Genomic DNA, 12,500 nt, shown 5'->3' on the forward strand with positions numbered 1-12,500 from the left:
TATCTGTTTTATTGCTATTTACTGCATTTCTTCTATCAATATGGAGTGATCAATTTATCTTTTTTTTAATAAGATAATATAAAAATAACTCCTTATAGGTAAAAGAAAGGTAGGAGAAATATCTCTCTCCTACCCAATGAAAAATTAAACAATAAAGTCAGTTTCGTAATTAACAAATCCTACAATGTCAATTTTGAAATCAGGGCTGTAACCATAAGCGTTAATAGCAAGTTCACTTGAGTTTGTTGATTGATCATATTTAATGGTTGCTTCACCCGAGCGACCTGTAAAATTATCAACAAAGTTAAGGAGTTTATGGCTAAAGGTATTTTCGATTAATGCTGATAAATCAATCTTATCAATACCTGATTTGAAGTCCATTATCTTGTCAGCGGCAGATACCAGAGAGTCAGTGATCTCTTTATAAACAAAGGTATTGCTACCTGTACCACCCCATAATGTATCTTGACCACCGCCACCATACAGTATGTCGTTACCGCCACCGCCGATGAGAATATTATCAGCATCATTGCCGTAGATAATATCATTACCAGAGCCACCGATTGCATTTTCTATTGTTACACCTTGTGCAATAGAAACGTTTTTCTGTAGTCCGCCAACATCAGAGAAATGACCCTCGCGTAAATCAATAACTTGATCTTGATAATATCCTGAGAAGTCAAAAGTATCGTTACCAGCACTGTCCCAAACAGAGAATATTAATTTATCGTTTCTGCTTGTTGCAGTGTAATAATCAATACCTGTGTTTGAGTTAAAACCATAAACATCATCACCTGTTCTGGTTGTGGTATTTGCGCCATAAAGATATTGCATTGCTGAAATATCATGAAGTAAAGGAGCGCCTGCATAAGCACCTTGGAAGTGCGCACCTGTTTCATATTCTTCCCAATAACTCATAACAGTATATTGGCGACTATCTTCAGCGTAGTCAGACTTTAAATAGCCAGGTACGTTTTGCCCTGCGTTATAATCGCCAGGATGCATTAGACCAAGTGCATGGCCAATTTCATGGATAATAGTTAAACGACCATAATTACCTAATTCAGGTGTTGTATTACCAGCATAATAATAGTCACTAAACCAAGCTTGGCCTGAAAGATCACGTCCATAACTATAGGTATTTGGCAACGTCGCATAAGCTTGGAATGTGCCGTTTGGATCAGTAATATTACCAAAAGTAATATCTGATTTTACACCTGGCGCTACTTCGGTAAATTTGATATTTGCAATATCAGACCATGCATCTAAAGATTGTCTTGCATGATCTTTTTGTACTGAATTAAATCCATAGGGATTTTTATCACCAAAATCATTAAACTTTTTACCAGCCCAAGTTGGGAATGAATATGTCACTTCTGCCGCTTGTCCAACAACATATTTCCCATTCCATGTGGAATTTTCGCGTGCAATATGTTTTCCAGCAGTATCATAATCAAAAGAAGGTAGAGTCTTAGCTGAGAAATTATAAAAAATTCCACTTTTATCTAATAAGTCAGAAACATTAGATAATCCTACTGCTTTTTTTAATAAAGAAGAACCCATAATATCCTCCGGATATCAAGTTTAGGTTAGGTTTATTTTCATGTTGAAAATAGTTTAATTATCTGGCGAACACCAGCGATAATAAAGATAGCTATTTATTGATATTAATCTAGAGGGGAAAAATAAGTTTTTAAATAATTGTGAAGTGAGGTGTGTTTTAAGTCAGAATAATTTTACTAAGTAAATAAATTTTAGGTTATCTTCTCTAGAGAGATGTTTTTTAATGTTATTATATAATTCCGTCATGATTTTATAATGTATTTCATTCTCTTATTATAAGGCTTGGGTAAATACAAGCCTTATAAATTTTTCGTTATTTTTTAAGGTAATTAATTATATTAATAAAATAGATCTTCATAACTGAAATTCCCAACAATATCTATTGTTAAATTTGGAACTTCTAGTTGTTCTTTTGTTTTTATTGCTAATCTTGTTAAATTATCTTCTTCTTGAAAACTCATCTTAAGCGAGATTGAATTTTGAGATATAAGTTTCTTGATATTTAGGCTTATTTTGTTTTCATCTAAAAAAATAAGGAAATCTTCATTTATATGATAATCCATAATTTTATTATGGCTATTTGTCTTGTTGCTAATTTCGAAAAAAAACATATCAGCATTCTTTCCTCCGAACAGCGTATTATGTCCATTACCTCCAGAAATTATATCGCAGTCATCTTCTCCATTAATGAAATCATTGCCCTCGTTACCATAAAGTGCATCACTACCTTTACCGCCAAAAATTTTATCATCCCCATCATATCCATAAATAATATCATTACCCTGATTACCAATTAAGTGGTTGTTTACTTCATTACCAATGATGTGGTCATTGTTTTTTCCTCCTATTACATTTTCAATTATTGTTCCATACGCAATAGAAATGTTACTTTTTAGCCCACCTACATCAGAGAAAGCACCTTGGTTAAGGTCTATTTTCTGCTCAAAATTATATTTTGAAAAATCAAGAGTATCACAGCCACCGGCATCCCAAATACAACTAATAATGACATCATCTGATGAAGTTAAACTATAACAGTCTCTTTGCGTATTAGAATTAAAACCATAAATAGTATCACCTGTTCGTGTCGTTAGATTTACGCCATAGAACTTTTGAATAACATATATATCGATTAATAATGGAGACATAGGAAATAATCCAACAAAATCAGCTTCTTTTGTTTTTGGGTGGCGGTATGACATTATAGAATATTTAAAACTATTTTCTTCAATATCAGGATTATTATGATCATTCACTCTAAAGGTATGTGGTAAACCAAGAGCGTGTCCAGTTTCATGTATATAAGTTTGAGTTTCTTTATTTCCTTTTTGTAATATTATAGGTTGATTATTTATATGACCATTTTCATTATTGTTTTTATATAAAGTAATATGAGTATCTGTTTCTATATAATAATATTTTATATTGTCTGATTTTTCTTTAAATAAATCTATTTCATTTTTTTGCTCTGGTGTTATTTCATGTTTATTGAATTTTTTTATACGTGTAGTTGAAGATATATTAATCCAAACATGTCCTCCTATACTGTAATCAGTGATTTTTTCTATTTTTTTATCTGGCTCTATATTATTTAATGGGAATGTTGCAACACCAGCGACTAAATGAGAATTATCTTTCGTTAGTTCATTTATATTATTATAAACACCAAATTTAATATTAGTATCATATTTATTGTCTTTCTTAATGAATGTAATATTGGCAATGTCAGCCCATAGTTGTAATGTTTTTTCGGCAAGATTTTGTTGATATTGATTTAATGTTGTAATGGTTTTATATTCTTCACCCCTTAAATTGCTCCAGTCAGGAAAACTATATGTTACTTCAGTAAAATCACTATTAAGATCTTGTTTTTTCCATCTGCGTAGAGGTTTAAAACTCTTTATTAAATTGATAATATCACTATTTTCTAAAGGGTCATTTTGATGAATAGCATTCATAATATATAAATATCCTTTTTTTATAAACATTTTCCATGTTAAAGCATGCTTATTTTATTTTTCTTAATATTAAATTTCTTTTAAAAATGGATTTCATTTAAAAAAAGAGAGGCGATTTAATAATATTTATATTGAGAAAAGTAAAAATGATAATAAACCAATAAAGGTTTATTATCATTTAAAAGAGGGAATATATAAGTTAATTATGAAAAATCTTTTTTATAATTACTCACCTTATTTTCTTTAAATGCAAATATAAATACAATAGCAAGTATAAGTGTATAGGATGCAAAAATTAACCAAATAGATTGCCAGTCTTTCATTCCATTAACTGTAAAATGATCAACGACCATACCACTTAAAATAGAGCCTGCGTATGCACCAATACCATTGACCATGGTCATAAATAACCCTTGAGCACTGGCTCTTATTTCAGGATTAACTTCATTTTCAATATAGATAGAGCCTGAAATATTAAAGAAATCAAATGCACAACCATAAACAATCATTGAAAGCATTAGCAATACAAATCCCCAAGGAGATGGATCGCCATAGGCAAATAATCCGAAACGTAAAGTCCATGCAATCATACTAATTAACATGACTTTTTTAATACCAAAGCGTTTTAGGAAAAAAGGAATTGCTAAAATAAAGGCAACTTCAGCCATTTGTGATACTGATAATAAAATTGATGGATATTGAACAATTAAACTATCAGCAAATTCAGGATTTTTAGCAAAATCATGAATAAAAGGACTACCAAAAGTATTGGTAATTTGAAGTACCGCACCTAATAGCATGGCAAATAAAAAGAATACTGCCATTATAGGTTTTTTGAATAGAACAAAGGCATCTAATCCCAAACGAGATGCCCAAGAGGTTGATTGTTTATGCTGGGCTGTTGGAATTTTAGGTAAGCAAAATGAATAGAGAGCTAAACAAAGAGAAGCTACTGATGCAATATATAATTGAGTGTTGCTGAGTTCTAATTTAAATAAACTTACACACCACATGGCGATAATAAAACCTATCGTACCGAAAACACGAATAGGGGGAAAATTAGCAACAGAATCTAGCTTGTGTTTATTTAAGCAAAAATAACCAATTGAATTTGAAAGCGCAATAGTTGGCATAAATGCTAATGCATTAATGAACATAACCCAGAACATGATTGTTGGATCAGTCACTGATGCTGCAAAGAATAAAGCAACAGCACAAATAAGATGACAAATGATATATAAGCGATTTGCAGGAATAAATTTATCGGCAATGATACCTAATAAACCAGGCATAATCAGAGCAGCAATGCCTTTAGAGCCATAAACTAATCCAACTTCAATCCCAGTGAAGTTTAATGTTTGCATCATGTATGCACCTAGGGTAATTAACCAACTTCCCCAGATAAAATATTGCATAAACATCATGCCTTTGAGCTGTATTTTTATACCCATAACAATCTCCACTGTTGGGGATATTGATTTTAGTGGAGCATAGGCAGCTATCTATTCTCCACTTTTTCTTTTATTGATAAAAAGTTATAAGCGAGCGATCACTTCACTGATCAGTTTTAAGAAGGTAGATTTCACACGTTCTGCGGTTTCAATAACTTCATCATGACTAAGAGGCTGTTCTAAAATGCCACAAGCCATATTGGTTAAGCATGAAATACCAATGGTATCAATACCTGAATGGTGAGCAATAAGTGCTTCTGGAACGGTTGACATGCCTACGGCATCGGCACCTAATGTTCTTATCATGCGAATTTCTGCTGGGGTTTCATAAGTTGGCCCTGTCCACCATGCATAAACACCTTGACGTAAGGTAATGTCTTGCTCTTTGGCAATATCAATAACAATTTGGCGCATAGCTTTGTTATAAACTTCACTTACATCTAGAAAACGAACACCTAATTCAGGGTTATTTGGCCCAATCAGTGGGTTATTTGCAGTTAGATTAATATGATCCGTAATTAGCATTAGATCACCAGGATTAAAATCTGTATTTACAGCGCCACATGCGTTAGTGATAATCAGCTTTTCAACACCCAATGCTTTCATTACACGAACAGGAAAGGTGACTTCATCGAGCGATACACCTTCGTAGTAATGAAAACGACCTTTCATTGCAACAACTGTTTTTCCTGCAATTTTTCCAATCACTAATTCATTTGCATGCCCCACAGCTCCTGATGCTGCAAAGTGTGGAATGGTGTGATAAGGAATATGTACGGCATCTTCTAATGTATCGGCAAAAGGACCTAAACCTGATCCTAAAATGATCCCAATAGTTGGTTTTTCTGTGGTTTTAGATTGAACAAATTCTTTTGCTTTATTAATTTCAGAAATCTGGTGCATGACTCTCTCCTATGTAAATCGTCATTACATTTTTAATTGTGCTTGAGAGTACTTTGCCTGATACACAGAAATGAACAACTTACTTTTTCTCATTTTGAGATTAAGATCATGTTGTTTGTTTTGATTAAGGAACTATTGCTTTTTTTACAGTAAGATAGCGATATTCTTCTTTGAGTGGCTAAATAATTTAATAAAGGAAATGGCTATGCTATTGAAAAATTTAAAAGAACTTCAGTCTTCTAAGACTTCAAAAGCATTGAAACTTAAAAGCCTTTATAAATTAGTGGCAGAAAATGGCCCAATAAAAACAGAAACACTCACTGAATTGGCACAAATGAAGCCTGCTACTTGTGCTCGACTACTGGACGAGTTAAATGCTCTTCAATTAATTACAACCGCAGAATTAGGTGAATCAACGGGGGGACGAAAACCTATTTTGTATAATATCAATACAGAAGGGGTGTTTTTAATCGGCATTGAATTAAGTAAGGTCTATTCAACCATTGTATTGATGGATCTGAAACTTAATATGTTGGATAAAATTAAAATATCGCCAGAACCTTACTTATCTGCATATGAGATGACAGATAAGCTATTACCTAAAATTGATGCCTTGTTATTAAAAAATAACATCAGCTATGAAAAAGTTTTAGGGTTAGGAATTTCTATTGAGCATGTTGTCGAACATCAATTGGCTTCAAAATCCCTCGATGAAGAATTCAGTGAATTAGAGGCGTTATTATGTAAAAAAATTCCTACTTACGTCACAGTGGGAAGTGGAGTGCATTTTGCCGCTTTAGCTGAATTTCGTTTATATTATCGCCAAAAAACACAACGATTTTTATTTACTTCTTGTGATACCGAAGTAAGAGGATGCGCCATTATTGGTAATCAGTTTTTAACTGATACCTCAGCGACGATGAATTGTTTTGGTCATATGACGATTGATGTAAAAGGGCTATTGTGTGAATGTGGCTCTTATGGTTGTTTAAATACATTGTGTTCTTTAGACGCCATAAAAAATAGTATTATTCATCAAATAAGGCGGGGAAAGCACTCCTTATTAACTTCTCTGGTCAGTACCGATGATGAAATTAACTATCACACGATTTTTCAAGCAATAGAAATGCGAGATCCTCTGTGTATTGATGCATTAGAAGAAGCGGCTTATTACTATGGGCTTGCTATTGCAAATACTATTTTAATGCTCCAACCTGATATTGTTGTTTGTGGCGGAACATTAATACCTAAATATACGTTTTTTGATACCGTCAAAAAAACGATTGAAACTAAACTCGCTCTTTTCCCAAATATAAAAACAGAAGTTTATCCAGCAAGCCACGCTTATGAAATCGTTTCTCAAGGCGCTGGCGCTATGGTATTAGAGCATTTAGTTAATTAAATAATGAAAAAGGCGGTGTAATATCAATTACATCGCCTTTTAGTTTTTTTATTGTTGTTTGTTTTTACTGCTTTAACCCTGGTGAGGTTACCTGCTAGGAGACAGGTTTATTGATATAGACTAACTTTTTACTGCAAACTTTTTTTATTTACCTCATTGTGAGAAAGGTGATTCTTTTTATTTTTGGTTTAATTTAAACTATCTGAACTAACATCTTATTATTGTGCCGTTACTTTACCCTGGTACTTTGTGCATTTGGGAGCCAATTATAAATATGCCTTACATACCTAGAGAAAAAATAGATTATCAAGCCATTGGCTATCGCTTGCGTGCTTACCGCATAGCCTCTTCATTAAAAGCTGAAGATGTAGCAGAAAGCTTGGGTATTTCTCGTGCTGCTGTGTATCGGTTAGAAAAAGGCGAAATTGTTAAAATTGAGACACTTGATAATCTTGCTAGATTATTAAATACCTCGTTAACCAGTTTGTTGGGTATTAATACTGAATATTATTCAAGTGCAAATGGCTTTTTTGAACGAATGCGCCAACTTGAAAGTCAATCTTCACATATTTATACCCACTTCGAACCTTTCTCTTACTTATTAACTTCAGATTGTTATGACAAAACATTGGTTGAAATGCTAACAGAGGCATCACCTTTAAATCTTTTGTCTGAAAAACAACAAGAAGTTTTGTCTATTTTAAAAGAGCGTAAGAAACATCAGTCCTTACATTCGCCCCATATTTATAACCTTATTAGCCAGCAACAAATTGAAAAATTTCTTTATGTTGGCATGCTAGGTTCGGTTAATTTAACTAAAACACTGCAACAAGAAAGAAAACAACGAGCAAAAAACGAAATTCTTCATTTAATTGAAAAGTTAGAGCAAAAAAATAGTTATCTTAATATTGCAATTATTTCAGATACTATGCCGTCTTTAACTTTCCAATTATTTTATCAAGACAAAGTCCCTCTTTCTTTAGCCGTTAGCCCGTTCCGTTTAGGTGAATTTCCTAATGTCAGTACGGGCATTGCTACTGTAACCTCTTCAACTGAGGCGATATTTCAATATCAATCCCTCTTTGATAAATTATGGTTAAAAGCAACCAAGGGAGATGATGCAATTAACCTTCTAAAACAAATAGTCAGTCATTATTGATTGGCTAATGTGCCTAATGTTTCTGCTAATAAATCTGCAGCGACAGCAATATCACTAAATTCGGTAAACTCATCAGGATGATGACTAATACCGGCAACTGAAGGTGTAAAGATCATCGCAGTTGGATAAAGTGACGCCATATTCATTGAGTCATGGCCAGCACCACTTAGCATTGTCATATAGCTGATATCGTGTTTCTGGCACAAGCTTTCAATAACTTGGCAAATTGAATCATCTAGTTTGACTGGCGATTCAGCAGAAATCGGTTGAACATCAATAGAGACGCCAAAATCTTTTTCTGCTTTTTCCACACTATTATTTAGGCGTTGTACAACACGTTGAATACTTTCAGTATCAATACCACGAATATCAACAGAGAATTTTACTTGTCCTGGAATGACGTTCATGGAGTTCGGCACAACATTGAGTTTACCCACTGTACCTACAGTGCCATAAACTGCTTCAGTGCATGCTGCACGGTTGATATCGGTAATAATCCCTGCACTTGCCACTAACGCATCTTGGCGTTGATACATAGGCGTTGCACCAGAGTGATCCGCATGACCATTAACAGTGACTGAAAAACGAGTTGGTGCCGCAATACCATTGACAATACCAATAGTTTTTTTGTCATTCTCAAGGCGTTTACCTTGCTCAATATGAAGCTCAACAAAGGCACTATAACGATCAGCTTTGACTAAACAACTATCCAAATTATCATGCTGATAACCTAAAGATTTTAAAACTTCAAAGAAGTTATTGCCGTCATCATCTCTATTTTGTTCCCAGCGAGCTTTATCTATTTTTCCTGTTAATACTTTACTGCCAATACACGAAAAGCCAAAACGGCTAGATTCTTCCGCACGAAAAACAACAAGCTCAAGGTCACGTTTAAGTTGTTGTGGTTTGTATTGCATTAATGCATAAAAACCTGCAATAACACCTAAAGCTCCATCATAAGCACCGCCTTGAGGGACTGTATCAAGATGAGATCCTGTACCTACTGCGGGTAGTGAACGATCTTTACCTGGTAAACGTGCGTAAAGTGTACCAATACCGTCACGATAAACTTCAAGACCCGCTTCTTTCATTAAACCAGCAAGGTACAGATGGGCGGCTTCATCTTCTTCGCCATAAGCAATACGAGTTATCCCTTTGCCACTGTTGTCTTTTTTATAAATCTGCATTGTTTCAATTAATGCTTTCATATCATCAATTGAATAATGAGTTGCTGTATCTTGTTGAGTCATAAGAGAATTCTCCCGTGGTTTCTGTAATATTTATTTGTCTAAAAAATGAGACAATTTAAGGATTAAAAAAGCCATCTTTAAAGATGGTCACTGTTTTTATAATCATTGCTTATTATATTTACTGCTGAAGCTATATTTCGTCAATGACAATTAAGGTGAATTTCATATTCTGTGAGGTAGGTTTCAATTAAAAAGAGATATATAGCAGGGGTATTTCTTAAATGAACTTAAATTGTATTATAAATGTTATAAAAGCGATCGCTTTTTTATGTTAAGTATATTTAAAATTATATTTTTAATTTCAAAATGAAAATAAGAATTATTATTGGTGGTAAATTTATTATTTTAAGAGTTATTTAAATTGTGATTTATATACTAATAATAAAAGATAATTAAAAATATCCCTGACTTTTCGTATTAATAAAGATATCATTTTTATATATAAATAATATTTATAACATTATCAGGGGAATGTTGGGTTTTCCTGTAAATATCATAAATACCATGTAAATATATAGAGGTCTTTATATAAAATTAATTTTATAATTATAAAAATAAATAATAACCTATCTTATATATTTAGATTTATAGTCTATTTATTTTATTGCTTTGGTTAAATGGACTTTTATCTCTCTGCTAAGTAGAAAACTAAATATTTACTATTAATAAGAATTATTAAATATTACACTATAATAGCCGATAATTTGGATGAGATATTACTTAAGTTTTTATTTTAAATAAGGATGTGAAAGAAATGACTGAGTATGAACTAGACTATAGTTATAGTGATGTATATAGCGATACATTAAGAAGAGAATCCAGTTATTTAAGAAGAATAGCAATGAAATTTGCCTATCAATATATTGGTGATTCTTTTGATTGCTAGAACAGAGTTACAGAGTTAGGAAAGAAAGTAAAAGTTACAAATAAAAAAACAGCCTTGGTTTGAGCAAGACTGTTTATTCAAAGCTTTTGATTAATTTTAACAACAGATAACTTACGTTAAATTTGTGTCTTATCTTAGCTTTTTTGCCCTCTCAGTAATTTAACTCACTGACGAACAAATGAAAGATGGTGCCCGAACTCGGAATCGAACCAAGGACACGGGGATTTTCAATCCCCTGCTCTACCGACTGAGCTATTCGGGCAACGGGGCGTATTAAACCCGATATCGCCTTGCTCGTCAACGTTATTTATCACAAAACCGTTCGATTGCTGTTTTTTTAAACTCATTGGGTATTAAAACGCTATTTGTCGTGGGAGATGAGTAAAAATAAAGCTAAAGTCTTTTGCGATACTCAAAAAATACATGACGATAAAATCGTTTATTAAGTCTCAATAACAAAAAAGCTTCCCCAAATTCATTGAGGAAGCTTTGTTTTTTGGATTAAGCATCAACTAACGATAGTTACGTTGAGCTGTACTGACTTTCTCAAGATAACGACGAGATTGGTCGGCAGGGTGTTTATTACGTAATGTGGTATACACCTGCATTGGCTCTAAGTTGTTAATCATGGCAGCAGCTTGTTTCTTATCGTTGTGGAATATCCGCAACACACTACCTGCACCACCGTTGTAAGCCTGTATCACGGCGTAACGGCGCGAAACAGGATCTTTGATATCGCCAAGGTAGCTATTTTGCAGAATTGAGATATAAGCCGCACCAGCATCGATATTATTAGCTGGATCAAATAAGTAACTACGACTTGGTTGCCCAGATTTTCCTTGCATTCGGAATACATCTCGTCCAGCCGTTGCTGGCATAATCTGCATTAAACCTAGCGCATCAGAACTACTCACGGCATATGGGTTAAAACTTGATTCAATTTGCATAATTGCCAAGATCAGTGATGGTTCAACCCCATATTTAGCCGCAGCTTGTTGAACGAGCGGTAAATATTTATGAGCACGTTTATCAAGGTGATTAGGAACAAGATTAATGGTGACATACCAAATGGTATTCATACCAGATTGGCGTTTTTGTAATTTATTGGCAATCAGATAATCTGCAAACTTATTGGCTCGCCATTCCCAGCGTATAGGTTGTCCCGTATTATCAAGAACCTGCCCAGATAAAAACGGTTCAGTGCTGTGAGGAATATTATTAACGTCAGAGTAGAGGTCAATAGAACCTGGATCTTCACCCATTAATAACGTTGTGACTATCGCCTTATGCAATTGGAATTGAGGCGCATCATCACCTAAAGTTTCTATCGTAATTGTACCTGCTTCAAAATTAATATGGCTACGTGTTTTATAAGCATTGGTATATTTTACGTAATCTTTAGGGCCTGCGATTAATACTTCCTTCATACCCCAAATCATTTCGATATTATTGGCAAATTGCCCCATAAGAATATCGAACGCATTGGTATCCTTTGCGTAATCAGGTTCAAATGTTTTTGGTGGTTGGCTACTACATGAAATGAGTAGAGGGGCGATAATCAGCAAGAGAAGGATTTTTTTCATGGTCAATTGCATCGCTATGGTGAATAAAATACCAGAGCCTTAAAGGCTCTGGAAAAGTGAATATTATTTTTCAGGTGGTGTGTAACCGTCAATATGAACATCATGGCCTTCGAATAAAAATCGCACCATTTCTTGTTCTAATAGTTTGCGATCATCAGGATTCATGGTGTTAAGTTTTTTCTCATTGATAAGCATGGTCTGTTTTGTCATCCATTGAGCCCATGCTTCTTTTGAGATCTCATTGAAAATGCGCTTTCCAATTTCTCCTGGGTACAACTGAAAATCAAGTCCATCAGCTTCTTTGTTAAGGAAAGTACAAAAAATAGTTCTGCTCATAATAAATCC

At 33.6% G+C, this 12,500-nt stretch carries 9 protein-coding genes and 1 tRNA gene; 2 read left to right on the forward strand and 8 right to left on the reverse strand.

Annotated elements, in window-relative coordinates; translation table 11 throughout:
- Positions 1-144: 144 nt before the first annotated feature.
- The 4 genes from ACNART_RS05660 to ACNART_RS05675 form a co-directional block, all read right to left on the reverse strand.
- Positions 145-1,563, reverse strand: a complete 1,419-nt coding sequence (locus ACNART_RS05660) for a serralysin family metalloprotease (RefSeq protein ID WP_198619441.1) — start codon at positions 1,561-1,563, stop codon at positions 145-147.
- Positions 1,564-1,901: 338 nt separating this feature from the next.
- Positions 1,902-3,521 carry a M10 family metallopeptidase C-terminal domain-containing protein gene (locus tag ACNART_RS05665; protein ID WP_416303473.1) on the reverse strand — a complete coding sequence of 540 codons (1,620 nt, stop codon included), beginning with the start codon at positions 3,519-3,521 and terminating at the stop codon, positions 1,902-1,904.
- 203 nt (positions 3,522-3,724) lie between these two features.
- Positions 3,725-4,972, reverse strand: coding sequence for a nucleoside permease (locus ACNART_RS05670; protein ID WP_198632125.1), 1,248 nt, complete (start codon positions 4,970-4,972; stop codon positions 3,725-3,727).
- An 84-nt stretch (positions 4,973-5,056) separates the two neighbouring features.
- Positions 5,057-5,875, reverse strand: a complete 819-nt coding sequence (locus tag ACNART_RS05675) for a purine-nucleoside phosphorylase (RefSeq protein WP_349442801.1) — start codon at positions 5,873-5,875, stop codon at positions 5,057-5,059.
- 205 nt (positions 5,876-6,080) lie between these two features.
- On the opposite strand from ACNART_RS05675, the gene ACNART_RS05680 reads away from it, so the two are divergent.
- Positions 6,081-7,277: an ROK family protein gene (locus ACNART_RS05680; protein ID WP_349442803.1), complete on the forward strand. Its 1,197-nt coding sequence runs from the start codon at positions 6,081-6,083 to the stop codon at positions 7,275-7,277.
- A gap of 274 nt (positions 7,278-7,551) precedes the next feature.
- Positions 7,552-8,436: a helix-turn-helix domain-containing protein gene (locus ACNART_RS05685; protein ID WP_109373888.1), complete on the forward strand. Its 885-nt coding sequence runs from the start codon at positions 7,552-7,554 to the stop codon at positions 8,434-8,436.
- Here ACNART_RS05685 and ACNART_RS05690 read toward each other — a convergent pair.
- From ACNART_RS05690 to ACNART_RS05705, 4 genes are all read right to left on the reverse strand, one after another.
- Positions 8,430-9,686, reverse strand: a complete 1,257-nt coding sequence (locus ACNART_RS05690; protein ID WP_196532201.1) for a Zn-dependent hydrolase — start codon at positions 9,684-9,686, stop codon at positions 8,430-8,432. The two genes, ACNART_RS05685 and ACNART_RS05690, sit on opposite strands and share 7 nt — an antisense overlap.
- 1,072 nt (positions 9,687-10,758) lie before the next feature.
- Positions 10,759-10,834 (reverse strand) — tRNA-Phe (locus ACNART_RS05695).
- A gap of 250 nt (positions 10,835-11,084) precedes the next feature.
- Positions 11,085-12,155: a membrane-bound lytic murein transglycosylase MltC gene (gene mltC / locus ACNART_RS05700; protein ID WP_198620998.1), complete on the reverse strand. Its 1,071-nt coding sequence runs from the start codon at positions 12,153-12,155 to the stop codon at positions 11,085-11,087.
- A 63-nt stretch (positions 12,156-12,218) separates the two neighbouring features.
- Entirely contained in the window at positions 12,219-12,491 is a 273-nt protein-coding gene (locus ACNART_RS05705; protein WP_098943971.1) for an oxidative damage protection protein, read from the reverse strand.
- Between the last annotated feature and the right edge of the window lie 9 nt (positions 12,492-12,500).

It is taken from the genome of Proteus sp. LHD240705, from assembly GCF_047921555.1.
Classification (GTDB): domain Bacteria; phylum Pseudomonadota; class Gammaproteobacteria; order Enterobacterales; family Enterobacteriaceae; genus Proteus.

Bases quoted from the DNA above. Each gene is read 5' to 3' on its own strand.
- ACNART_RS05660 (WP_198619441.1), bottom strand. From the start codon at position 1,563: ATGGGTTCTTCTTTATTAAAAAAAGCAGTAGGATTATCTAATGTTTCT.
- ACNART_RS05665 (WP_416303473.1), bottom strand. From the start codon at position 3,521: ATGAATGCTATTCATCAAAATGACCCTTTAGAAAATAGTGATATTATC.
- ACNART_RS05670 (WP_198632125.1), bottom strand. From the start codon at position 4,972: ATGGGTATAAAAATACAGCTCAAAGGCATGATGTTTATGCAATATTTT.
- ACNART_RS05675 (WP_349442801.1), bottom strand. From the start codon at position 5,875: ATGCACCAGATTTCTGAAATTAATAAAGCAAAAGAATTTGTTCAATCT.
- ACNART_RS05680 (WP_349442803.1), top strand. From the start codon at position 6,081: ATGCTATTGAAAAATTTAAAAGAACTTCAGTCTTCTAAGACTTCAAAA.
- ACNART_RS05685 (WP_109373888.1), top strand. From the start codon at position 7,552: ATGCCTTACATACCTAGAGAAAAAATAGATTATCAAGCCATTGGCTAT.
- ACNART_RS05690 (WP_196532201.1), bottom strand. From the start codon at position 9,686: ATGACTCAACAAGATACAGCAACTCATTATTCAATTGATGATATGAAA.
- mltC (WP_198620998.1), bottom strand. From the start codon at position 12,155: ATGAAAAAAATCCTTCTCTTGCTGATTATCGCCCCTCTACTCATTTCA.
- ACNART_RS05705 (WP_098943971.1), bottom strand. From the start codon at position 12,491: ATGAGCAGAACTATTTTTTGTACTTTCCTTAACAAAGAAGCTGATGGA.